This is a genomic window from Chengkuizengella marina, from assembly GCF_009910845.1.
Classification (GTDB): Bacteria; Bacillota; Bacilli; order Paenibacillales; family KCTC-33759; genus Chengkuizengella; species Chengkuizengella marina.
Genome location: NZ_SIJB01000022.1, coordinates 51788 through 75065 on the forward strand (window position 1 = coordinate 51788; position 23278 = coordinate 75065).

At 32.6% G+C, this 23278-nt stretch carries 25 protein-coding genes and 1 pseudogene; 10 read left to right on the plus strand and 16 right to left on the minus strand.

Annotated elements, in window-relative coordinates; all coding sequences use genetic code 11:
• Positions 1-35: 35 nt before the first annotated feature.
• The gene (locus ERL59_RS09420; RefSeq protein ID WP_160645958.1) at positions 36-710 is read right to left on the minus strand and encodes a TetR/AcrR family transcriptional regulator; all 675 of its coding nucleotides are present in this window, start codon (positions 708-710) and stop codon (positions 36-38) included.
• 185 nt (positions 711-895) lie between these two features.
• Between ERL59_RS09420 and ERL59_RS09425 the strand changes: the two genes are divergently transcribed.
• The 6 genes from ERL59_RS09425 to ERL59_RS09450 all read left to right on the plus strand — a co-directional run bounded on the left by ERL59_RS09425 (position 896) and on the right by ERL59_RS09450 (position 7232).
• On the plus strand, positions 896-1636 hold the full coding sequence (locus tag ERL59_RS09425) for an SDR family oxidoreductase (RefSeq protein ID WP_160645959.1): 741 nt from the start codon (positions 896-898) through the stop codon (positions 1634-1636).
• A 238-nt stretch (positions 1637-1874) separates the two neighbouring features.
• Entirely contained in the window at positions 1875-2861 is a 987-nt protein-coding gene (locus tag ERL59_RS09430) for an XdhC family protein (RefSeq protein ID WP_160645960.1), read from the plus strand.
• Positions 2861-3508 carry a nucleotidyltransferase family protein gene (locus ERL59_RS09435; protein ID WP_160645961.1) on the plus strand — a complete coding sequence of 216 codons (648 nt, stop codon included), beginning with the start codon at positions 2861-2863 and terminating at the stop codon, positions 3506-3508. Before ERL59_RS09430 ends, ERL59_RS09435 begins: the two co-directional genes overlap by 1 nt.
• A 59-nt stretch (positions 3509-3567) precedes the next feature.
• Complete coding sequence (locus ERL59_RS09440) at positions 3568-5898, plus strand: xanthine dehydrogenase family protein molybdopterin-binding subunit (RefSeq protein WP_160645962.1); 2331 nt, start codon at positions 3568-3570, stop codon at positions 5896-5898.
• On the plus strand, positions 5885-6745 hold the full coding sequence (locus ERL59_RS09445; protein ID WP_160645963.1) for an FAD binding domain-containing protein: 861 nt from the start codon (positions 5885-5887) through the stop codon (positions 6743-6745). The genes ERL59_RS09440 and ERL59_RS09445 overlap by 14 nt, the downstream gene beginning before the upstream one ends.
• Position 6746: 1 nt before the next feature.
• Positions 6747-7232, plus strand: coding sequence for a (2Fe-2S)-binding protein (locus tag ERL59_RS09450; protein WP_160645964.1), 486 nt, complete (start codon positions 6747-6749; stop codon positions 7230-7232).
• A 47-nt stretch (positions 7233-7279) separates the two neighbouring features.
• Here the strand turns inward: ERL59_RS09450 and ERL59_RS20755 are convergent, their stop codons facing one another.
• Positions 7280-7453, minus strand: coding sequence for a hypothetical protein (locus ERL59_RS20755; protein WP_201763519.1), 174 nt, complete (start codon positions 7451-7453; stop codon positions 7280-7282).
• A 419-nt stretch (positions 7454-7872) separates the two neighbouring features.
• Between ERL59_RS20755 and ERL59_RS09455 the strand changes: the two genes are divergently transcribed.
• From ERL59_RS09455 to ERL59_RS09465, 3 genes are all read left to right on the plus strand, one after another.
• Complete coding sequence (locus tag ERL59_RS09455; protein WP_160645965.1) at positions 7873-8823, plus strand: TIGR01212 family radical SAM protein; 951 nt, start codon at positions 7873-7875, stop codon at positions 8821-8823.
• Between the two features lie 72 nt (positions 8824-8895).
• Complete coding sequence (locus tag ERL59_RS09460) at positions 8896-9471, plus strand: class I SAM-dependent methyltransferase (RefSeq protein ID WP_160645966.1); 576 nt, start codon at positions 8896-8898, stop codon at positions 9469-9471.
• Between the two features lie 502 nt (positions 9472-9973).
• A complete protein-coding gene (locus ERL59_RS09465; protein ID WP_160645967.1) occupies positions 9974-10237 on the plus strand; it encodes an ATP synthase subunit c family protein in 264 nt (87 codons plus the stop codon).
• Between the two features lie 362 nt (positions 10238-10599).
• On the opposite strand, the gene ERL59_RS09470 is transcribed toward ERL59_RS09465, so the two are convergent.
• From ERL59_RS09470 to ERL59_RS09490, 6 genes are all read right to left on the minus strand, one after another.
• Entirely contained in the window at positions 10600-11169 is a 570-nt protein-coding gene (locus ERL59_RS09470) for a TetR/AcrR family transcriptional regulator (protein ID WP_160645968.1), read from the minus strand.
• A gap of 1548 nt (positions 11170-12717) precedes the next feature.
• Entirely contained in the window at positions 12718-13440 is a 723-nt protein-coding gene (locus ERL59_RS09475) for a hypothetical protein (RefSeq protein ID WP_160645969.1), read from the minus strand.
• A 40-nt stretch (positions 13441-13480) separates the two neighbouring features.
• Complete coding sequence (locus tag ERL59_RS09480; RefSeq protein ID WP_160645970.1) at positions 13481-14134, minus strand: hypothetical protein; 654 nt, start codon at positions 14132-14134, stop codon at positions 13481-13483.
• 679 nt (positions 14135-14813) lie between these two features.
• The gene (locus ERL59_RS09485; protein ID WP_160645971.1) at positions 14814-15068 is read right to left on the minus strand and encodes a hypothetical protein; all 255 of its coding nucleotides are present in this window, start codon (positions 15066-15068) and stop codon (positions 14814-14816) included.
• Between the two features lie 399 nt (positions 15069-15467).
• On the minus strand, positions 15468-15551 hold the full coding sequence (locus ERL59_RS21605; protein ID WP_407925703.1) for a putative holin-like toxin: 84 nt from the start codon (positions 15549-15551) through the stop codon (positions 15468-15470).
• Between the two features lie 161 nt (positions 15552-15712).
• Complete coding sequence (locus tag ERL59_RS09490) at positions 15713-16780, minus strand: hypothetical protein (protein WP_160645972.1); 1068 nt, start codon at positions 16778-16780, stop codon at positions 15713-15715.
• 597 nt (positions 16781-17377) lie between these two features.
• On the opposite strand from ERL59_RS09490, the gene ERL59_RS09495 reads away from it, so the two are divergent.
• On the plus strand, positions 17378-17992 hold the full coding sequence (locus ERL59_RS09495; RefSeq protein WP_160645973.1) for a hypothetical protein: 615 nt from the start codon (positions 17378-17380) through the stop codon (positions 17990-17992).
• A gap of 552 nt (positions 17993-18544) precedes the next feature.
• Here ERL59_RS09495 and ERL59_RS21610 read toward each other — a convergent pair.
• The 8 genes and pseudogenes from ERL59_RS21610 to ERL59_RS21065 form a co-directional block, all read right to left on the minus strand.
• Positions 18545-18646 (minus strand): putative holin-like toxin, encoded by a 102-nt coding sequence (locus ERL59_RS21610; protein ID WP_407925700.1) that lies wholly within the window; start codon positions 18644-18646, stop codon positions 18545-18547.
• Between the two features lie 305 nt (positions 18647-18951).
• Entirely contained in the window at positions 18952-19386 is a 435-nt protein-coding gene (locus ERL59_RS09500) for a hypothetical protein (RefSeq protein ID WP_160645974.1), read from the minus strand.
• Between the two features lie 676 nt (positions 19387-20062).
• Complete coding sequence (locus ERL59_RS09505; RefSeq protein WP_160645975.1) at positions 20063-20446, minus strand: VOC family protein; 384 nt, start codon at positions 20444-20446, stop codon at positions 20063-20065.
• 83 nt (positions 20447-20529) lie between these two features.
• Positions 20530-20808, minus strand: coding sequence for an ArsR/SmtB family transcription factor (locus tag ERL59_RS09510; protein WP_160645976.1), 279 nt, complete (start codon positions 20806-20808; stop codon positions 20530-20532).
• A 244-nt stretch (positions 20809-21052) separates the two neighbouring features.
• Complete coding sequence (locus tag ERL59_RS09515) at positions 21053-21397, minus strand: hypothetical protein (RefSeq protein WP_160645977.1); 345 nt, start codon at positions 21395-21397, stop codon at positions 21053-21055.
• Positions 21398-21495: 98 nt separating this feature from the next.
• Positions 21496-21813, minus strand: a complete 318-nt coding sequence (locus tag ERL59_RS09520) for a hypothetical protein (protein ID WP_328699926.1) — start codon at positions 21811-21813, stop codon at positions 21496-21498.
• Positions 21814-21999: 186 nt separating this feature from the next.
• Positions 22000-22563 (minus strand): hypothetical protein, encoded by a 564-nt coding sequence (locus ERL59_RS09525; RefSeq protein WP_160645978.1) that lies wholly within the window; start codon positions 22561-22563, stop codon positions 22000-22002.
• 299 nt (positions 22564-22862) lie between these two features.
• Positions 22863-23104 (minus strand): annotated as a pseudogene (locus tag ERL59_RS21065) (SAM-dependent methyltransferase); the annotation flags it as partial.
• Positions 23105-23278: the final 174 nt, after the last annotated feature.

A 23278-nucleotide genomic window follows, 5' to 3' on the forward strand; every position in this document is an offset into this window, starting at 1 on the left:
CAAATATAAGTTGTATAATATTACTACTTAGTAAATTATGAGGAATACGAATTAGATAACTTACGAGTAAGGTACTCAATTTTTTCCAATATCGTTGATTTATCATTCATTTTTTTTAACTCTTGATCTTTAAACACTTGAATTTTTTTGGCTTGATAATAATCTAATAACACTTGTTTTATTGTTAGTCCTTCCTCTAATAAGAAAGCTGGGTCAAGTAATTTTCTCAACATCACTTCATCTTGTACAGTGTAAATACTTGGATTTAATGAATGGAATATTCCTTCCTTCATACCCATCTCATAAAACTGTCTAATATTCATTTTTCTTTGTCGACGTGCAGAAATGATTGTTTCATATAAGTCAGGAAAACCAACCTTTAATTCTTCTAAAAATAATTCTGAAATATAAATAAAAGTGAGTACTTCTTGTTCAAATAATTTTTGAAAACGATCTATATAAGTGATTTCATTGTTTAAAATAGTTTGATCCACTTCTTTATAATATGCAATATAAGTCCCAGTAAGCTCTTGTATGATTTCTTCTTTAGAAGAAAAATAGTTATAAAGGGAAGCTTTACTGATCTGCATATGCTCAGCCATATCTTGTATTTTCAAAGAATTAAACCCTTTTATACGAATCACATTCATTAATTTACCTACGTATGTTTTTCTCATCTCTTCCCTTAATTCAGCATCAATTTTACGCATATTATTTCCTCCTTAGTTCTATTAATTATTATACCATATAGTCACATCACAATATACATTTTACACTTTTTATGTTCTTTTTGTTTACAATGTAAAAAATAAATGTTATAGTTATCACAGAAATATTTTAGACAATATAAATATAAAAAGTCTATAATGAATATAAAAAATTAGGAGTGATTTATATGAGTAAAAAAGTAGCCATTATCACAGGAGCTAGTAGTGGGATTGGGCAAGCAACAGCACTAGAATTATCAAAACAAGGATTTAGAGTCATGTTAGCAGCAAGACGAGAGGACAGATTAAAGCAGTTACAATCTGAAGTGATTCGTCATGGTGGTGAGGCTTCTTACCAAGTAACAGATGTAACTTCTTTTGCAGAGGTTGAAGCATTAGCTAAAGCAACGATTGAGCAATTTGGTCAAATTGATATCCTAGTGAATAATGCAGGAATTATGCCATTATCATTTATAAGCAGTAGAAAAGTGGATGAATGGGATCGCATGGTGAATGTGAATATTAAAGGTGTACTTTATGGAATTGGTGCTGTTCTCCCATACATGGAAGAACAAAAATCTGGACATATTATCAACATATCATCTGTAGCAGGTCATAAAGTGATGCCAACAAGTTCTGTTTACAGTGGTACAAAATTCGCTGTGAGAGCAATCACTGAGGGATTACGTCAAGAAATGAAATCAGGGCAGAATATTCGCACAACGATTATTTGTCCAGGAGCTGTAGCAACTGAATTAACACATACAATCTCTGATGAGAATATCATCCGTAACTTGCAAGAAAATTATTCAGATGTACAAACTTTAACAGGTGAAGATATTGCAAAAGCAATTGCATATGCAGTATCACAACCAGACCATGTAGATGTGAGCGAAATTATTATTCGCCCGACAGAACAAGCATTATAATTATTAGGATATAAAAGGCACTCATATATTAAATTTAAAATACAAAGCACACACATAACATGCATGTGATTTCTCTTTGAAATTACATGCTTTTTTAATTATAAATCTAAAAACTCATTAAAATTTTGAAATAAAAACTCCGATAGATGACTTTCATTTAGATATAAACAAATCATGTTATAAATTTGCAAAAACTAAATATACTACAGTGAAACTTCTTTTTTGGAGGAAAATGGGTATGGAGAATATTCATCAAATATTAGAGGTTATTGAACACTCCACAAAAAATTACGTATTAGCCACCATTATTCATGTGGAAGGTACAGCATATTTAAAAGAAGGGACTATGATGTTAATTCAAGAGAACGGCTTACAAGTTGGTGTTTTAAGCCCAGGTTGCCTAGAAAGTGACCTTGCTATCAGAGCCAAACAGGTTTTTAAAAATGGCAAATCTCTTACAATTACATATGATATGAGTGATAAAACAGATATCTCATGGGGACAAGGAGCTGGGTGTAATGGTGTTATATTTATTTTATTAGAGCTTCTAGATCACAGGCTAAAAGAAAATATGCTTCATATAAAAAAATCTCTTGATCAAGATATTCCTATTTTACATATAAAAATATTAACAGCAGATTTGAAACTTCTAAATAACCTTTATTACTTATTTGAAGGGAACACATTCTTTACACCTCAAAGCGGTGTTCAAAAATCTGAATCTAACTTGATTTATACACACGTATTTTTGCCCAAACCTCGCCTCATTATTTTTGGAGCAGGACCTGATGTAAAACCGCTAGTTTCACTTGCAGCATTATCAGGGTTTTCAATTACCTTATGTGACTGGAGAGGAGAACTCTGTAATTATAATCACTTTCCCTCTGCAAACCAATTGATTGTAGGATTCCCAAAAGAAACGATTATTAAATTAAACCTTACCCCTCAAGATTATGTTGTCATCATGACGCATCATTTTCAAAGAGATCAAGAAATTCTATCCACACTCATTCATCAAGATTTACGTTATCTAGGTATCCTTGGACCCCGTGTCCGAACAGAAAAATTGTTAAATCGTACATCAATCCCCCTCTTCCTTCGCTCACCTATCGGACTTACCATTGGAGCAAAAGGTCCTCAGGAAATAGCTATTAGCATCGTTGCAGAGTTGATTCAATGTTTACGTACACCATTACTCCAAAATGAGTTTGAGTTGGATAAATGATGAGTGATCCTATCATTGGTGTACTTCTCGCGGCAGGAAAAAGCAAGCGAATGGGAAATAACAAGTTGAAATTACCACTAGGAGAGCAAACACTAGGAAATATTACACTAAAAGAAGCGATAAAATCCTCATTGGATCATCTAGTAGTTGTAACTAATAAACAAGATCATCTTCAATGGATCTCCCCTTTTCTGTTATCACCACTGTTGAGAGATAAGTGGACTCAACAAACTTGCAAATCAGCAATTAAGGGGCAAGCATATTCAATAAAATGTGGAGTAAAAAAAGCGATGCAATTACAAGCAAAGTCTATTATGATACTGCTCGCGGATCAACCTTTTATATCTAAAGATATAATAAACAAATTAATTGAACGTTATTTACATAATGAAAATGCCTATTTTATTGCAGCCTCTTTTCTGAACAGAATTAGACCTCCCATTTTATTTTCACATCAAATGTTTCCTATACTTATGCAACTGGAAGGAGATATAGGGGCGAGATATATATTGGGCAATGAAAAATGGCAGGAGAAAGGAATTATAGTTCCTTTTGAAGATCCCATCCCTTTTTTAGATGTAGATACCAGAGAGGATTATGAATTTGCAAAAAATGTATGGAAGTCTCTAAAAATGACAAAGTGTTAAACCTCTAATACCTCTAATACATTAATAGTGAACCTTATGTAAGAGGGAGTGTATAGGCTATGGATATACTCGGAAAAAGTATAATTCGGAAAGAGGCATTAGATAAAGCAACTGGCAAAGCAAAATATACTGCAGATGACCTTTCCGTATCTATGCTTCATGCAAAAATGAACATCAGTCCTTATGCTCACGCAAGAATTACACATATTGACACATCTGAAGCATGGAAACTCTCTGGTGTTCGAGCTATCTTGGCTGGAGAGCAATTTCCTCTAACAGGTGAAGAAATCCGTGATCGTCCCCCCATTGCCTATGATAGAGTACGGTATTGTGGTGAAGTTGTAGCTGTTATTGTTGCTGATAGTCCAGCGATTGCTAAAAGTGCTTCTAATCTTATCAAAGTTACCTATGAACCTCTACCTGTTGTCAATTCTCCTAGTGAAGCTTATAAAATAAATGCCCCTTTAGTTCATGAAAATATAAATTCGTATCACCGCGAAAAAGGTGTATATCCAGAAGCAAATACCAATATTGCAAATCGTACAAAGATTCGAAAAGGAAACATGGAATTAGGTTGGAGAAAAAGTGAGATTGTTGTTGAAGCTAATTTTTCCTTTTCTCCATCTGATCATGCCGCAATGGAAACAAGATGTGCCATTGCAGAGATTCGTGAGGATGAAACCGTTATAATTACCTCCTCTTCCCAATCGCCTTTTATGATAAAAAAATTAATGCACACTTATTTCGATATTGATATAGGAAAAGTAATTGTTAATACACCTTTAGTTGGTGGTGCTTATGGAGGAAAAGCATCTGTTCAATTAGAGCTTATTGCATACCTAGCTTCTAAAGCCGTCAATGGAAGAAAAGTGAAGGTTTTAAATTCCAGAGAAGAAGATTTGATTACATCCCCTGTCCATATTGGTTTAGACGCAACGATAAAGCTTGGATGTACGAAGGATGGTGTTTTACAGGCAGCGGAAATATTATATTTATTTGATGGAGGCGCATATTCAGATAAAGCGGTTGATATCAGTAGAGCAGGTGCGGTTGATTGTACAGGACCTTATCGCATAAACAATATTTGGTGTGATGCTTTATGCATGTATACAAATCATCCATATGCTGCACCATTTAGAGGTTTCGGTCATTCAGAAGTCACGTTTGCTTTCGAAAGAACAATGGATATATTAGGAAATAAAATGAAAATGGACCCCTTACTCCTAAGATCCACTAATGCTATTTTATCTGGAGATACAACACCTACTCAAGTACTTGTAAACAAAAGTAATGTAGGAAATGTATCCGAGTGCATCTCCAGATTGAAAAAAATCATCAATTGGGATGAAGGAAAGATTGAAAAGGTGAGTGATACGAAGGTTCGAGCAAAAGGAATATGCTGTACTTGGAAAAACTCAACCATCGATCCTCATGCTGGGTCTGGGGTTACACTAACCTTCAACCCTGATGGCAGCATGAATCTTATTTCCGGCGTTGTAGAAATAGGAACAGCAACAAAATCGGTTCTTGCACAAATGTTAGCGGATAAAATGAAGATGGATATTCATAAAATCTATGTGCAGATGGAAGTCAACACACTATCTACCCCTGAACATTGGAAAACAGTATCTAGCAGAGGAACATTTATGGCGGGTCGAGCTTTACTTAGCGCAGCTGATGATGTCATTTATCAGTTAAAAAAATTAGCTGCATGTATATTGAGATGTTCTAACGAAGATTTAGAAGTTGGATTTGGTAGAGTCTTTTTAAGAGATAATCCAGAACTCTATTTAAATATTAAAGATATTTGTTATGGATACAAATACCCAAACGGAAATGCTGTTGGAGGTCAAATTATTGGCAAGGGCCATTATATTCAAAGACACATCACTTATTTTGATCAAGACACTGGGAGAGGAAATCCAGGTCCAGAATGGACTGTTGCTGCACAAGGGGTTGTGGTTGAATTGGATCGTTCAGATTACACTTATAAAATTATAAGAGCAATTACAGTCGTTGACATTGGAAAAATACTCAATGAAAAAGCCGCTTTAGGTCAAGTCATGGGTGGAATGAGCATGGGATTAAGTTTTGCTGGACGAGAAACCTTTATTTTTGATCAACAGGGAAAAATTATAAATCCCCAACTTAGAACTTACCGTCCTCTACGTTTTGGTGAACATCCTCAGTATGATGTGGAATTTGTTCAAACTCCTGTGATAGATGGCCCCTATGGTGCACGAAGTGTAGGTGAACATGGATTAATTGGTATGCCAGCCGCTTTAGCTAACAGTTTATCCCTTGCTGCTGGAGTTGAGCTTAATCAATTGCCTCTTATCCCAGAATTAATTTGGAAAACGAAAGAAGGTGTTACCCATGATACAATTTGATTTTGAATACTATAAACCTGCTTCCATCTATGAGGCAGTTCAATTATTTCAAACACTAGATTCTCAAGGAAAACAACCTATATATTATTCGGGTGGTACCGAAATCATTTCACTTGCACGAATAAATCTTCTTTATACAAAAGCTGTTATTGATATCAAAGACATTCCAGAATGTAATATTTTACGAATACAGGACAATCAATTGGTTTTAGGCGCTTGTCTTCCACTAACTATCATTGAAGATGCAAATCATTTTCCTTTACTAACAAAAACCTTAAGAGAAATTGCTGATCATACCAACCGCAATAAAATTACAATTGGCGGCAACATTTGCGGACAGATCTATTACAGAGAAGCTGTATTACCTTTTTTACTATCAGATAGTCAAGTTGTCATTGCTGGTATTCAAGGTTTGAAATATGTACCTATTCAACAAGTATTTCATCAACAATTGCAATTGCAAAAAGGTGAATTTTTAGTCCAAATCATAACGAATGAAAATGATCTCCAACTACCATTTGTCAGTATAAAAAAACGACAGCAGTGGGATACTGGTTATCCACTAGTTACAGTTGTCGCCATTACAAAATCATCAGATAATTCATCGAACTCCTCAACAAAACAAATCCATGTAGCATTTAGTGGGATGAGTCCCTTTCCTTATCGCTCAGAACAAATTGAAGAAGACTTAAACCAACAAAACGCTTCTGTCCAACATAGAGTAAACCTAGCGATAACACATTTACCAGAACCCATTCTAAACGATGTAGAAGGTTCTTCAGAATATCGCAAGTTTGTATTAAAAAACACACTGCAACACGCATTAACTACTTTGGAGGCTGAGTAATATGTATTCATCAAACTCTAAAAATCTGAATATTTCATTATCTATAAATGATGAAGAAAGATCTGTAGTTGTTAGACCTGCTAACACACTTTTATCTGTGATTAGGGAAGGATTGGGATTAACAGGAACAAAACCAGGTTGTTACAATGGTGATTGCGGTGCCTGTACAGTTGATGTAGATGGGGTACCCATCAAATCGTGTTTAATGTTAGCAGTTGAGGGCGTTGGCAAAAAAATTACAACCATAGAAGGTTTAAGGAATACACCTGTTCAAAAAAGCTTTGTAGAACATTTTGCTTTTCAGTGTGGTTATTGTACACCAGGTTTTATTATAAATTGCAATGCTTTAATTCAAAAACATCCAAATGCTAAAGATGAAATCATCGAAGAGTGGCTTGAATCAAATATTTGTCGGTGTACTGGTTATAAAGAAATTGAAGAAGCTATCAAATCAGTCATTACTGCAAAAAGTGAAGAACAGCTTTGAATCCCAGTTTATACAGTAAAAAAAGCCCCCTTAGGAGCTTTGGAATATTAGTGTAAATTTGATTTTTTACTTTCTTCAATCGTTCGCATTAATTTCTTCTTTGCAACGGTTTTTAATTCTGGTTGTTGATTAAAACGTATGCCAGTTAAAGCTATCGCTTCTTTCAACGTTAATTCAACTGTAATTTTCTCGTTCCCTTTAGGAACTTTTACTTCATTCATTTGGATCACCTCACAAAGATTTTCTTTTAGTTTTTAACACTAAAAGCAAAACAAATAAAAGCGTTTACAATCCGAATTCAATTTAGCTTAAACACTTGATATTAAAGGATCCTTACAATTTTAATTTAACACACTATGTAAGGTTTATCAAGTGGGAATTTAGATTATTTTTAACTTTTTTTCAATTTCATTTTCACCTATTTTTTGCATTTTGCAAAAGCTATTTTTTTCGTTACAATATACTAATAATACTTCGGGGACCTCGTAATATAAAAAAGCAATAATGTACTTTTGTTATATTCTAATTTTTACCATTATGAAATTAATTCATTCACAATATAAAATATATTTAAGCATTAATTTAACTTCATCCCAGAAGCATCAAATATGGAATGAAGTAAAGGAGATAAATTATAAATATGAAATTAACAGAACAAAATTCTCCCCTCCTTTGGGGAGAGAAACGTTTTCATACATGGAATGTTGAGATGAGAAATACCTTTAATGAAAAAGTATTTAAAGTCATGTTAGATGCTGGATTTACTTGTCCGAATAGAGATGGAAAAATTGCAACTGGAGGTTGTACTTTTTGCAGTGCTCGAGGATCAGGTGACTTTGCAGGAAGTCGAAGAGATGATCTAGTAACTCAATTTAATACAATTCGAGATAAACAACATCAAAAATGGCCTAATGCCAAATACATCGGTTATTTTCAAGCTTACACAAACACCTATGCCCCCGTAGAAGAGCTTCGTGAGTATTATGAGGTCATTTTAGAACAGCCAGGAGTTGTTGGACTTTCTATTGCCACTCGACCCGATTGCCTACCAGATGATGTTATTGAATACTTGGCAGAATTAAACGAGAGAACTTATCTTTGGGTGGAAATGGGATTGCAAACTGTACATGAAAGCACATCCAATCTGATTAATCGTGCTCATGATACTCAATGTTATTTAGAGGCGGTTGAAAAATTAAGGAAACACAACATTCGGGTTTGTGCTCACATTATTTATGGTCTCCCTCAAGAAACACACGAAATGATGCTGGATACAGGAAAAGCTGTTGCAAACATGGATGTGCAAGGAATTAAGATTCACCTTCTGCACCTAATGAAAAAAACACCAATGGTCAAACAATGGGAAGCTGGCTTGCTACGTTTTCTTGATAAGGATGAATATATCAAACTAATCGTTGATACTTTGGAAATTCTCCCTCCAGAAATGATTGTTCATCGACTAACAGGAGATGCTCCTCGTGACTTATTAATTGGACCAATGTGGAGCTTAAAAAAATGGGAGGTTCTCAATGCCATTGATGCAGAATTAAAAAATCGAAATACGTGGCAAGGGAAGTTTTGGAAAAGTTAAACTTAAGCAATGATAGATTAAAAATCTCTCTCTATATATAAATTGTTACTTTGTGAAAATGGAGGAACCATTGTGGGCTTTTTATCGATATTAGGACAAACACATAAATTAATTCAGGAACGAGTAAAACAAGGGGATATCGTTATTGATGCTACGGTTGGAAACGGAAATGATACCTTATTTCTTAAAAAATTAGTTGGTGATAACGGAGTAGTTTGTGGTTTTGATGTGCAAATTACAGCGATTGAAAATACAGTAAAACGATTCTCTGATGCTGGTATCTCTTTAGAACATGTCCATCTAATTAAAAACAGTCACGATAAAATGTTGGAAGTATTACCCCCTTCTATGCATGAAAAAGTGTCTGCCATCATGTTTAACCTAGGTTATTTGCCTGGTGGAGATCATAAAAAAATTACGCAGCAAGAAACAACAATACGTGCACTGCAACATTCTCTTTTATTTTTGGAAAAAGACGGAATCATTACTATAGTGGTTTACTCTGGTCATCCAGGAGGAAAAAAAGAAGCAGACGCTGTACTTACATGGGTACAAAACTTACCTCAGCAATATTATCAAGTTCTGAGTTATCAATTTTTAAATCAAAAAAATAACCCTCCTTTTTTAATTGCGATTTTGAAGAGATAGTTTAGTTTTGAAACCTCCATGAATGAATTAAATCTATCTGGCTAATAAACGCCCAGTAAGCTGATATGATCCCCTTACGGTAAACAGTTTAAAAAATATAACTGTATATCATAAGGGGAGTTTTATTATGGGTAGAAAATCTAAAGTTGAATATGAATTGAAGGTTTTAGCAGAGAATTATTTGCGTTAAGAGTATGAAAGCGATATGTGAAGAACTTTCGATAGCACGTAGTTCAGTTCGACAAATGGGTTAGCCTCTACAGATCAAAAGGCTCAGTTGGACTACTCCCTTAACGAAAGCATACTTACAGTAAATTAACAATATCTGATTTTAATTTAAATAATCAATAAATCAATGTTTTTGACGTTTTTTTCTAAAAAATATGATCAAAAATGTTCAAAAAACAATATAATATCTGAACCAATGTTTTTAAACATGAGTTTCTGATAAATACAAGTGTAATTTGTTTAGCATTTTCCAGCAAATACAGGAGGTGAAAAAATGTCATTATCTAAATTTTGTTGTTGTGCTATAGGAGCAGGAATCGCTATGTTAGCATTGATCGGTATAGGGATCGGAATTGGAACAGCGGGTGGAATGGCAGTAGAAGGAATCGCACGACAACCTGAAGCAGCTGATGTAATTAAAGAAACATTAATTTTTTGTGTTATACTACCAGAATTATTTCTTGCCTTGCTTGCTTTTACTGTATCCATACTCATTATCTTTCTTTGTGCAGTAAAAAGAAAGGAACCCCATTGTTAAACATAAAACAACCTTTCTGATATAAATAATAACGTTCTATGAAACCAAGCTTTTTACCCTCATTAGATATAATTCTATTGGGGGCATTAATACCTCATATGACACAAGCACAGTTGATGCTTACTATTATGCTGGTTCATTGGAATACAACAAGCTTTGGATGCTGTTGGGATTAACTAATAATTTATAATTGACTCAAATAGTGAAGCTTTGTTTATTTAGAAGATCCATAATTTAAACTTATAAATAAACAATAAAGAGTCTAGTTTGTACTAGACTCTTTTACTGTGATCAAAATATTTTCAAAACTAGTTTAATGAATGGAACTGATTCTAGTTAGTATTTTTTGTAAATTTAAAAATCTAATTTTTAACTTCTAATCCTCTCACAAATACTTTTACCATTGTTTCAAGGTATTTATCCTTCGGTGGGATTTTAAATAACCCATCTTCTTTATATTCTTCTAAAAAAAATGCGCCTTGCAAACTTGAAAAAAACTGTAAAGCCAATGAATCAATATCAAAAGAAACAATTTTCCCCATTTTTTGCATTTGCAATAAATACTCATAGAATAAATCTTGTAATTCCCCTCTATTAGGTATAAGTTTGCTTGTATCTGTTCGCATAAAAAACTTCATAAAGTGATAGTTATCCTCATCTATATTGATTAACATTTTTGTGAGATTAAGCAGGTCTTTCTCAAAATCATAAACAACAGCACTTTTAAAATAATTTGTAAGATGTGACTGAATGGTCACAACATTATTTAATGCTGTTTCAAGAATTTTTTCTTTAGAGCCAAAATGACGATATATGGTTAACTCATTGATACCTACTTTTGTAGCAATCATTTTTACCGTTGTTATTTGATAACCATTCTCTGCAAATAATCTAATGCTTGCTTTCATAATTTTTTCTTTTGTGTTGCTCATTCTATCGCTCCTAATATTATTTCTATAATATTCATTATAGACTTATTATATAGTTTATCCAAATGAATATTAGCTAAGTTAGTTACAAGAAATTGATAGAACTATTAATGAGCCAGCGATTTATAAATTTTATGATAAACATATGATAAAAAAGAGCCCCATTTCTAAGACTCTCATTGGTACACAATGCATATACTAGCATATTTTCAATTTTAATAAAAAAGTTAGAAATAGAACAATGGATAAAATCAGGATTTTAACGAAGTAAATATATCTAAATTATTCCTCTTTTAAAGGGAAGATGGAAGTAAAAAGATTTTTATCATCAACCTCTTCAAAATATCCATTAATTTCAATATAAGGTTCATCGATCATTATATCTGGATCACTCATTCCTTCAAGTGGGGTGAAAAGACTTAAAATGATTTCTTCATTAGATTTTATGTTTGATTTGTTTCCTAAAGCTTCTACTTTAAACTCATTTCCTTTAGAACCGCCAGTTGTTCTAATTGGATAAGAAAGATAAACGTTGTTTTGCTTTAAGTTAAATTTGCTTTCATTAATTAGTTTAATAGAGTAACTTATCCCGTCCTCTAATTCAATTTTATCTATTAATTCAATTTTTATGCTTTTTATATCATTTAGAGTTGCTATGGATTCGTCATTAGCACAACCAGTAATAAGTAAGATAATTAAAATGAAATCTAGTTTTCAAAATATAACGCACCTCTCAAGACTTTTTGGTTTAACTATTTATATAGTACCATTAAAATTAAGGTAATATAAATATTTTATTGTCTATCAGAATTGACTAGATAAAACAAGTATTTTATAGGAAGGAGAAACACTTTTAATTCTAATCATCTTTATATATCCTGGAGAATACTTAGATAATCATACATACTAGTGGCCTCCAAATAAATAATTACTTCCCTCAATCTTATCAAAGATATCTAGTTCAATGGGATTTGATTTTACATAAAAAGAATCTGGTTTCATTCATAAATAAAGACGCATCCCTTATTATAGAAATGCGCCAGATCGTGGAATTAAGCATTATGTAACCAAGTCTGATTTTGTTTATACATGCGAATGCTATTTTCATTATTATATAAGTATCTAGTCCCAGCAATCAGATAAAAATCACCTAATGTAATGATGTATTGTCATTATCATGCTTTACTTTAATTCTATCAGAAGGTACGTTCAAAATATAAATGTATTATTTTTACAAGTTTTGGATTAACTGTTACAAATTCAATCTCTATTATAATCTCCAATTTGTAATTCTATTGCAGTGTTTGGTTCATAAGATTATCATTCATATCGATAATTCTAAATTTTCCAATAGAACGAAATAGCGGCTCTATGTCTCTATCAAAAACCAATTATGGAACCCATAGAAAGGATAGTACTTGAACATTAGAGAAAGAAAGAGAAAAATCAACTTGATGAAGAGGATTTTTAGGATTGATTTTTCTCTTTACTTTTCTATGATAAACTCTTACATTTAGTTAAAACACTTGAAATGTCCCTTCTCAAAAGGGATTACATAAACTTCATGACTTTAATTGCTTTCACATTGATACTATAATTGAAGCTGGTGAAAGCAACTCCACTTAAGAATTCTATCTTAGAAGCATTAGCGGATATCGTGAGGCCTACGGGCATTCCTAGTAACTTTCCACCTTTCTCTACCGCGAAGAATAGATTATATAGATAACTTACGTTCGATGCAGTTGATTCTTTCCATTGCATATATCCCGTATCCACTGAACTTAAGTTTAAAAAAGTAGACTTCATAGTTTGTTTGTAGGCTTCCAACTGCTCATCGGTTAATTTAACGGATAGAGCATTCGCCATTAATTCTATTAATTTCCCTGACATGACTTCCACATCGGCATTTTCTTGATTGATCGTTGTATTCAGGGTACCTAGAAGTCCCATGGTAGAATCTTGCTGTACGATATCAAGGGCTGGACCAAACTCTAGCTCTAAAGTCTCTCTATTAACGGCATCTGTAAACTTATCTGCCATATAAAAAGCATCAAAAAGCAAGTCATCAGGTAAGTGCCAAGCTTCTCTAAATTCAATTGTTCCATTTTCTTTTAAGATAATCATAGGCATGATAGACTGGGTTGATTCAACATTCTGAATAGTTTGGACATCTTGTTTAGGTTCAGGTCCTTGATTCTCCGAAGCAAGGGATATCATAGAAGTATTAGAGAATAATAATGCGATTGCCATAGTACAAATAAATAATTTTTTCATCACAATGTTCCTCCTTAGTTTTAAATCACGATCCATTAATTTACATTTTCATTATCTCTAAACCTTGTAACCCTATCTTAAAATCAAATATCTCATGTCCCCGTAACTGCAACACTTTTTCCTTGGATGCATCTAGATCGACCGTTAAAATCAAAGGTAAAGCCATTAGTAAACTTCCCTTTTCCACTAAAAAGAGCATATTGTACGTATACGTTGTGTGCTGGTTCGGGCCATTGGAGAGGATAGTAAACCAACGGTTGCCTACTTGATCTTGTAACTGAATAAATGCTTCTGAGATGGCTGCTTGATACAAGTCTACATTCTGTGTGATCCCTAGAGCAGGTAGGATCGTAGCCGCGGTCTCTTCAAACGCTTGGGTCGTAGTTATTCTTTTTTCAACGTCTACATTCAAGGCCCCCGCATAGACTAGATCGGCTCTCTCTTGAGTAAAACCAAGTAAGTTCCCAAGACTGATTTCGTCTGTTTCTGCATCAACAGCTGCTTGTTGAATGTCTAAAGATAACTGCCTTGCCTCTGCTAACTTTTCTTCTCCTACAAGGATAACCTCTTTAAATCGAGGAGAGTCCTTTGCTTCATCCTGCTTCCCTTCCTCATTTTTCGCTAAGGATATCATGGAACTTGAAATTAAAATAAAGATCATACCTACAAAGAATACTGTGATTATTTTTTTCATTTGTCACCTCCCTCCTGAAATGTTGCACTCTCTCGTGTTGATCTCACTTCTTTTCCATGAAAAGATGCTTTCCTATCCTATGATCTTTTCCAAGGATGAAAGGAATAATCAACAGAGTAATACCATAATTTATAATAATTACATAATTATTGTAAATTAAACTATTAATGTAAGTCAAACAAAATTTTTGACCAGAACCTTATTTAATTTATTTGAATTTTAATTCCATATTTAGGGAAAATTTTACTGACATTGGATTTAGTCACTGGCGAATAGAATCATTATTATTCGATGGTTTTTCTCAAGGCAATTTTTACACCGTTAAAAACAGAAACCCCATTATATCAAAGAAATTTGATTTGAATTCAATAGAGTATAACCTAATGAAATGAAATAACATTATTATTATGCAAAATCAGGTTTTCTAGTGTCCCAAATGACTTGTATCAGAATGCTTATCGTTGTTAGTTGGTATAATTCACTTGATTACGACCCTTAATGTGGTTTTAAACATAAAAAATAAAGGATGATACATATTATACATGACTAATATGTATCATCCTTTTACTTGTTGTTCAACAAATGCGCCAGATTGTTGAACAAAGAAAAAGCATAGATTACCTCACTGATCTCAAGCTATTGTACTGGTTTGTTGTTAAGACAAAGATCATACCTATATTTAATGAATTATTTCTGTTTTATCTGGAAATGTACCTTCTCTATAGCATTGAGAAATTCGCAATCCAGCACGGTTGAATACCCATTGAGAAGGACCCTTAGGAACATTAGATATACTCTTCAATTCCTCAACCATTTTAGTGTTTTTGTTTAATTTTATTTTTCCAGGATTCTCATCTTTAATCTTGATAAAAAATCTATATATTACAAATTCCTCATTTTCAAACTCCTTATATAAATAGACTGGATATGCCATATAAAACAACTCCTCTTAAGGCTCTATAAACATTAAATGCGGGATAATGATCAAGGATACTTTGAAACATTTTGGAAAAGGCTTCATAGAGAAGGACCACATCCTGAACTTTCAGATGAACATGACTCAATATTCCGACTAAATCTTGTTCAAATATCCACACTTGAAATTCTAAGAAGATATGACCTAAACTATAATTACTTTTTCTTTGCTTTTCATTAAAACTGTTTCTTACAGGGAACTTTTAATGTATAATATAGTTAAGAGATTCATATACTAATAAAGAAACCGAAGGTGCTCGACACACCAACGGCTTCTATGGTTTAATACAATAGCCGTTAAAGAACGGTAAGCTTTGGTTTTTACAACAAATGGACCGCAACCTTGGAGGGGGGCGGTCTATTTCTTATTCTTAACAGATAACAAAGCTATAATTAATAACCCGAAGGTTAGCATTAAAGAAATCGCTTGATAAACTGTCATTGGGCATCACCCCCTATCTATAGAAAATGAGGGATCAGCCTACCGCCCTTCCAACTACTGTATTATTTCTATTATACCACTTTGTTCCATATAAAGTTATAAATATATTAATCAATGAATAGATTATACGTATAGTATCATACATATTTTTCCATTTATTATCATTCAAAATCTCCATATATTGAATTCATTATTTCTTCATACTCTATTACATTGATTATATTCTCCATGGGAACCTCAATCGTGAAGTTTGGATCTTCATTAATATTATTCGTTGATAAAGAAAGATCAATTAATAAATTTCCAACAATCCCCTCAATTATAATATCAGCATCAAGTTTCGCAGATTGATAGGAAATATAGTTATCCTTGTTAATACCATTCTGAATTGTAAGATCATTTACTTTAAAAGTATTCTTTTTATCTTGCAAAAATGAAACGATATCACTTCTTTTATTTACCAAATCCTCTTTAAGTTTTTCTGGCTCTCCTGGCTCCATATGTTTATATTCAGCCCATTTGGGACTAGATAGTAAATCCACTAGTTCAGGAAAAACATTATCAACAAAAGTTAAAACCACTTTCTCAAAATTTTCATCGGTGATTTTAATTTCAACAACTTCAGTTACATCTGCTCCATCTGGAAACTGAGATTCTTCCAGTAATGTGAAATATTCTTCCTCATCATAATGATTAAATATAACTCTAGACATTTCCTTTATAAGCTCATTTTGTTTCTGCAGAACTTCGAAATTAAATTCTTCCTCGTCAGACATTTCTGCTAACTCATTATAATTAAATTCCATGAATTTACCTTTTACTTCTTCAGGTAAAGGTATAAAAGGAATATTGGGTACTTTAACCAAAGCTCTTTCTTCTTCAATAACCACAGGTAGATTCACATTAAAACTCATGTCTCCAGGTATTTCTAAATCCAAGATCATTTCAATTTTCACTGGGTTATGTTGATACACTCCAGAAATATTCATATTAATATTTTGGAGCATGCCTGCAATCATAGCCGTCTCTAGTTCAGATTCAATCACTTCTTTTGGTACGTTCAAACTAAAATTTAAGTTTCCATCAAATGAATAGGATTCCATTTCAAATGATTTCTCATATGCACCATTCAACAATTCTTTAGGTCCTGGCTTCTGTCCACATCCACTTACAATGATTGTAAGTATAAGTAATACAACTGCTATTATTGAAAAAAAATTTTTCTTCATATTGTCTTTCATCCCCTTTTAAATAAATACCTTAATCATCATAAAACAATATAAATGATGAAGGAACACTCCTATATACATTATTTTTCAGGTCTTTTGGCATTTTTTTAAATTTGTATAGTCAAAAATAACCATTTTTCGTGAAGATCACACGACTAAAGTCGCGTGTTTCTAGCATCTCTGCTAGAGTTTGCCCACTTCTCAGACCTCGTTACCTACTATCTCTATGGGCGTTAATTCGGACACTTATAACCTTGTGCTATCCATCCCACACCTAAAGAAGTGGGATAGATAGCACATTATGGTAACTTTTTTAACTATTAAAAATTTAGATAAAGATAAATGGGGATCATCCACCATCAGATTGATTTTTTTTAAAATTCAGTATATTTAATCTTTTTTAAAATGAACAAAATCATACCAAATAAGTGTTTTTTTGCTGTTTTAAAAAGTGAAATTATGCTAAATTATACCTTGTGACAAGATTTTTCCAGTTTACAGCGTTAAGAATGAAAACGATATCTATGAAAAAAGGATTGCTCTGTTTGAAATGCCGGCCGGCTTTCATATAAAAAATTAAATTGTTGGAGGATACTAATGAAAATTTTTAAAAAAATTTCCGTTCTTGCACTAGCATTTACACTTACAACGACTTCTGGGTTATTTTCCCCTGAGGTACTTGCTTCAGAAAAATCTAGTGAGAAGAAAATTGAAAAAAGTTACAAAAACTCAATAAAAATGGGGAAATCAGAGGAAGAAGCGAGATTTATTGCATTATTCTCTGATAGATTGAAAAAAAATAAAGGAAAATTGAATTTCGAAAACGTTGAACCAGTAAGTGATAAATATGTAAAACTTAATCCATCGGAATATAAAAGTAGACTTTTAGATCTTGATGAAGCAGCAGTATTAAGGGAGATAATCACTGTAAATAGGTTGCAGCAACATGGAATGAAAGATCTAAAAAAATATCAAGAAAAAATGAAGGAAAAGGAGAAGGGTTCAAAGGCTTTAAAATATACTTACTCAGATGGTTCATCTGTAAGTTTTGAAGTAACTGATGAGATTAAGATTCAAAATAATGAAGTAGTCCCAAATTATACTACAGAATATAATGGACCTTGGGCTTATTCTGATGACTTTGGCCAAAATTATCTTGCGTTAAAGGAACAGATGCCGGCACGAGCTGGTCTAAAGTTACTGCTACATTAGATTGGGAATTGGATTTTGGTGAAGATAATATTACTGGTACAGATTATTACAGTTATAATGACAATATCGTTACTTTCAAGGATGAGTAATTGAATATAAATCTCATGAAGACGATAAGAGCTGGGTTAATAAAGCAACTGGTCGTGATGAATTCATCACGAGTTGGCGATCGGTTGTTTGCACCAATGGGAGTACAACAACTTTGACAGCAAACTCTCCGGTTATGAGCCTTGGTGTCTCTGTGGCAGTTAATAATATTTTCACTCAATTTTCAATTCCAAATCATTAAGAAGACGCATCTCTTGTTAAAGAAATGCGCTTTCTCTTAGAGAAACTATGCTTTCAGAGTTAACCTCGAATTTTATTAAGTCAAAAAACTCACTTTTTAAGTGGTATTACTCACTTTTTAAGTGTATAATATATTTAACAGTTTCATATAATAATAAAGAAACCGCAGATGCTACTAACATCATACGGTTTCATACAATATCCGCTTTAGACGGTAGGGTATTAGTCAAAAAATAGACCAGCAACCTTTAGCGAGAGGGCGGTCTATTTTTTATGATGAAATGACAGTATCGCTACTACAAGTAACGCAAAGCTGATCATCAAATAAATTGACTCAAATATCGTCATGGCCTCACCCCCTAACATTATAAATGAGGGATCAACCTACCGCCCTATGCCAAATATTGTATTGCTTTCATTATACCACTATATTCCATCAAATATATATTAAATAATGAATAGAATAGATTTATGTTGGTAATGTGACTTAGAAATATCTTGAATGAATTCCTAATCCTCGATTAAAGATGAAAGTACCATCCCAAAAGAGGATGATATCTTTAAAAAATTGATTTTTGTAGTTTAAAACTCTATATGAAACTTTTTTTGCTCTATATGAATACTATTCTTAGGAAAAGCGCCATATTTTCGAAGACTTCCAATTAATTGTACTATCCAACATACCAAGCATTTTCTTTGAAATCATTCCATTGCAATATAAAACTCTTAGCATGAAGTTTTAAACTACAAAATTCATGTGTTCCTCCATTAATACCTAATATATCAAAAATGAAATAGTCTTTAACCTGTTTCTTATTAAACTGTAATATTTCCACTTCTTCTAAATCAGTAATTAAGATGTTTACCTTCATATTTTCTTCAAAGAGAATCGCTTCACTTTTTGTAACATTGATAAAAGTAAGCTTACATCTGTCTGTTGATTTTGCTACATCATGTGGATTAATTGGATGTTTTTCAGAAATGTTAATAGTTTCTAAATCTATAATAACTAGGTCCTTTTCTACTTTCACTTGTTCGACTAGACAATCATGAAAATCCAAGTAATCAAAATAATCGCTTGTGGTTTTATATCTCCAAGACCTCATTTTATTTTTCAACACCATTCTAATATCAGTGAATTTATCAAATAGTTTGCTTACAAAAGCTTAAAGTAATAAAGTAATAAAAAAATAGTTCATCAACAAATTTAGTTGAAATTCCTAAGTTCGTTTCAAGATGTTGAGAGTTATATTGTTCCTTATTAAAAAGCATATATGGAACTTTTTTACCTCTATTTTGCCTCATCAAAATGCCTAAGTTAATGTTTCATACAATCACTAGATAATTAATTCTCTTCAATCCACAATACCATATTTATTGGTTTTCAATTTCTTCAAATTTCTTTACAATCTCTTATTCAACAAATAAAGACGCATCCCTTATTATAAATTAGCTCCAGATTGTTAAATAACCTAATCATCTTTACGAATACCGCTCACAGTTAAAATACCATCACCTCGAATGCATCAAGAATATTTTCCATAATGCTTACCTTAATAAATAAGGGTAACTTATCTAACATCAAATCATCCATCTTGGTTTCGGCTCTGTATCCCTCGAGAACCACTTCAAAATAATCATGCATAAACTTTTTACGTTTACCGACATCGGGTTCAAATTGTATCCAGCCCACTCCATGTGTCCAAAGACCTGCCAGATCAAATAATAAACAACAAACACTTCACCGAACTTAAAACTTCTATAAAGTCGTTTAATACTATTTTACTTCTGCATTATCTGAATAAGGTTGCCGCATGTATCGTCGAAGACAGCTATTGTGACTTCGCCCATTTCTGTCGGCTCCATAGTAAACCTCACGCCTTTTGCTATTAACCCTTTATACTCTTTATAAATATCTTCAACGCCAAACATTGTTGCTGGGATGCCATCGGTAAATATTTTCTTTTGATACTCTTTGGCGGCAGGATTGTCATTTGGTTCGAGTAAAATCTCGGTTCCGTCTAAATCATCGGGAGAAACAAGAGTTAACCACCTAAATTCTCCGACGGGAACGTCCTCCTTTTTTACAAACCCTAGCTTTTCTGTATAAAACTCCAGTGCCTTGTCTTGATCTTGTACAAATATACTGGTAACAACGATTTTCATACTGTTGTTGCCTCCCTCGTTATTTTGATGTGCTAACAATCTTGTAGTAAGCTGTCAGAAATTCCTGTTCCTATATTATAAAATTATTCTATCCATCCTTTCAGTAAGTTCTTAAGTGGTTCGTTGTTAAACATAATTACTCGATATTTTCCCTTTCGTTTTGATTTTACCAGCCCTGCATTTTCCAATGTAGTAAGATGTTTAGCGATCGCCTGTCTTGAAATGGAAAGGTCGTGCTTCATAATGAGACGTGCCGTCAGTTCATACAAAGTCAGCTCTTTGCGTTCGGAAAGTTCGTCTAAAATAAGCCGCCGAGTAGAGTCGCCAAGTGCTTTGAAAATAGTGTCTTTATCCCAATTCATGTATCAATTATATGCAACTTTTAGGTTGCTGTAAATATTAAGAAACTGAAAGGTTTTATGTTGCCTAGTTTTAGAAAATGTACCATATAGGGAATAATTCTATTAGCATTTAAAACTTTCACTTCTATGATTCAATAAAAAAACTTGTTGTTTCACAATATGACCCAAATCATAAAGAAGACGCATCTCTAATTAGAGAAATGCGCCAGATTGTTGAATAAAATCAATATAAATGAGTTTGAAATTATCTCGTCTCAAAAAAAGTTCCATGTTGACCCCAAAGCATATTCTCTAGCTCTTCTTTTTTAAAATTAACCATTGTTTTATAGATAGGAGTTCCTCTTATGCATGCACCAATAAAAAAGTAATGAAAACAATCCTTGCATCTAAGATAGTGACAAACGGTATAATGCTTTTCCTCATTTAATAGTTGTTCTATATCGTTTAAAGGACAATCTCCAGCGTAAACTTCTATCCTTTCTTGTAAAACCAATTCCTCAATAAACTTAATTGTAGGAAAATAGTTTAAGTGTGGATTACTATCTGCTACTTTAAAAATTTTCTTCAGAATGTAACATTTTTCACACATACCAACACCACCTGTTTATAACATTCAGTTGATATTAAACTTAATACTGAGTTTTATTTAGTTAAGTTTTCATTAATCCTTAAATTATCCCAATTAGCTTAATAATAGTTTGATACATTTTCACAGTACTTTTTTAGTTCATTTAAAGTAAATAATTGTGTCTTTGGATATTCGCTTGAATTTTCTCTAGAATAAGTTAGATGTACTACTACATATTTATTTAATTCATATATCCAGTAAACAACATCATCATTATCTTGTCTTTTAGCCACGGCAACCGTCTTTTTTCCGTAAAGGCAGTGATTAGGTGAAAGCTCTTTAATTAGTTCTTTATTTAAACTTTCTTCCATGTGATTAGATATTACCCACCACGGTTCCAGCATAAATTTATTCAGAACCTCTTTAATAGAAGTCACCCCATTTCTTACTTATTTTTCGTTCTTTTTAGTTTAAGTACAGTCCTTCAATTCTTAACCTAATTTTAGCATAATTCCCCCTCTTCGATACTAACAATCTGGCCCAAATCATAAAAAAACGCTTCTCTATTAGAGAAGTGCGCCATACTGTGAAAGATATAGAACCTTTTCATTAACAAGGGAAATTTATTTTATTAACTTTCTGAATTTGTTAATGTTATCGATCATTTCTTTACGCTCATCATTGTTAAGTATATTTAGTTTATGCAGGCTATTATAGTATGCAGATGCTGCATCCAATACTCCTTGAAATAAAACTCCTTTTGGTGCAGAACCATTGTAGATATGTCTATTAGTGCCCTCTTCGTACACAAGAATCTCAGCATCTTCACCTTTCTTCTTTATGCTGATTCTTAGGTAGTCAATCCCCAGTATCTTATCAATAGGTTCATAACCACTATGAAAAAAGTCAGCAATTGCATACATTACATCTTCTAGAAATCCAAGTCCATTTACACCTAACCCTATTAAAATCTTGTTGTTATACCTTATGTACATGGCAGACCCTATGAAGAATTTTGTAAGGTCTTTATCTAAGTACTTTTCCCCTTTTTCTAGTTTTTCGAGGTCATAGTAAAAAATATCAGGATAATCTTCGAGGTTTTTATATGAAGGACCTATACCAAGTTTTTCGACCGTTCGACGATACATCTTAGGATGTTTAGGTATATATACTTTTACTTCAATCATCTTTATCTCCCTTTTTTAATCAGTCTTTTAATTCAATGTTACTTCTCTTGTATATACTATATATACTATATGGTAACTTCTTCAACCATTCGTATTAAAAGAGGAACCCTATTGTAGTATAAATACTTCCACAATCTGGCCCGATTGTCTAATATGAGAGTCAAAAAGTAAAACTCATGAATCACATTTTAATTCATGAGTTTTACTCAAAATTGTATTCAATATAATATTTCGGTGCAACTTTATTTTAAACGGTTTAACTTTGTTTTAAACGATTCATCTTTTTTATTTAAAATCACATCCATCATTCCACTAGATATATCTATTCCAACTACGAAATATACTGAAGAGGAAATTTTCAATACACTTTCTCCCCCACCTGTACCAATATCAAGTAATATTTCTGAACTTTTGCACTTTTTCATTACTTCATGTAAAAATTCCATTTGACTCCTTCTGAGGTGCACTTCAATTTACTAAAATCCCAACCATTTTCCTTTCCAACTATGTCATAGAAATCTTGATATTTTAATTCATTCATTTTAATATATCCACTTTTCAAATATAAAAAACCAAGGCTTTTTAACTTGCTCAATAAAACAGTCCAGTGCCTTGGTTTTAAAAATATGTTAATCACTGTCGACACTGTTCAAAGCCCATAAATGTTAGGATTCCCAGTAAGTACATTTGATTGTTCTAAAATCATATGGAACTA

Excerpts from the sequence above, each read along its gene's own strand:
- ERL59_RS09420 (WP_160645958.1), bottom strand. The coding sequence starts at position 710 with ATGCGTAAAATTGATGCTGAATTAAGGGAAGAGATGAGAAAAACATAC.
- ERL59_RS09425 (WP_160645959.1), top strand. The coding sequence starts at position 896 with ATGAGTAAAAAAGTAGCCATTATCACAGGAGCTAGTAGTGGGATTGGG.
- ERL59_RS09430 (WP_160645960.1), top strand. The coding sequence starts at position 1,875 with ATGGAGAATATTCATCAAATATTAGAGGTTATTGAACACTCCACAAAA.
- ERL59_RS09435 (WP_160645961.1), top strand. The coding sequence starts at position 2,861 with ATGAGTGATCCTATCATTGGTGTACTTCTCGCGGCAGGAAAAAGCAAG.
- ERL59_RS09440 (WP_160645962.1), top strand. The coding sequence starts at position 3,568 with ATGGATATACTCGGAAAAAGTATAATTCGGAAAGAGGCATTAGATAAA.
- ERL59_RS09445 (WP_160645963.1), top strand. The coding sequence starts at position 5,885 with ATGATACAATTTGATTTTGAATACTATAAACCTGCTTCCATCTATGAG.
- ERL59_RS09450 (WP_160645964.1), top strand. The coding sequence starts at position 6,747 with ATGTATTCATCAAACTCTAAAAATCTGAATATTTCATTATCTATAAAT.
- ERL59_RS20755 (WP_201763519.1), bottom strand. The coding sequence starts at position 7,453 with ATGAATGAAGTAAAAGTTCCTAAAGGGAACGAGAAAATTACAGTTGAA.
- ERL59_RS09455 (WP_160645965.1), top strand. The coding sequence starts at position 7,873 with ATGAAATTAACAGAACAAAATTCTCCCCTCCTTTGGGGAGAGAAACGT.
- ERL59_RS09465 (WP_160645967.1), top strand. The coding sequence starts at position 9,974 with ATGTCATTATCTAAATTTTGTTGTTGTGCTATAGGAGCAGGAATCGCT.
- ERL59_RS09470 (WP_160645968.1), bottom strand. The coding sequence starts at position 11,169 with ATGAGCAACACAAAAGAAAAAATTATGAAAGCAAGCATTAGATTATTT.
- ERL59_RS09475 (WP_160645969.1), bottom strand. The coding sequence starts at position 13,440 with ATGAAAAAATTATTTATTTGTACTATGGCAATCGCATTATTATTCTCT.
- ERL59_RS09480 (WP_160645970.1), bottom strand. The coding sequence starts at position 14,134 with ATGAAAAAAATAATCACAGTATTCTTTGTAGGTATGATCTTTATTTTA.
- ERL59_RS09485 (WP_160645971.1), bottom strand. The coding sequence starts at position 15,068 with ATGGCATATCCAGTCTATTTATATAAGGAGTTTGAAAATGAGGAATTT.
- ERL59_RS21605 (WP_407925703.1), bottom strand. The coding sequence starts at position 15,551 with ATGACAGTTTATCAAGCGATTTCTTTAATGCTAACCTTCGGGTTATTA.
- ERL59_RS09490 (WP_160645972.1), bottom strand. The coding sequence starts at position 16,780 with ATGAAGAAAAATTTTTTTTCAATAATAGCAGTTGTATTACTTATACTT.
- ERL59_RS09495 (WP_160645973.1), top strand. The coding sequence starts at position 17,378 with ATGAAAATTTTTAAAAAAATTTCCGTTCTTGCACTAGCATTTACACTT.
- ERL59_RS21610 (WP_407925700.1), bottom strand. The coding sequence starts at position 18,646 with ATGTTAGGGGGTGAGGCCATGACGATATTTGAGTCAATTTATTTGATG.
- ERL59_RS09500 (WP_160645974.1), bottom strand. The coding sequence starts at position 19,386 with ATGAGGTCTTGGAGATATAAAACCACAAGCGATTATTTTGATTACTTG.
- ERL59_RS09505 (WP_160645975.1), bottom strand. The coding sequence starts at position 20,446 with ATGAAAATCGTTGTTACCAGTATATTTGTACAAGATCAAGACAAGGCA.
- ERL59_RS09510 (WP_160645976.1), bottom strand. The coding sequence starts at position 20,808 with ATGAATTGGGATAAAGACACTATTTTCAAAGCACTTGGCGACTCTACT.
- ERL59_RS09515 (WP_160645977.1), bottom strand. The coding sequence starts at position 21,397 with ATGTGTGAAAAATGTTACATTCTGAAGAAAATTTTTAAAGTAGCAGAT.
- ERL59_RS09525 (WP_160645978.1), bottom strand. The coding sequence starts at position 22,563 with ATGATTGAAGTAAAAGTATATATACCTAAACATCCTAAGATGTATCGT.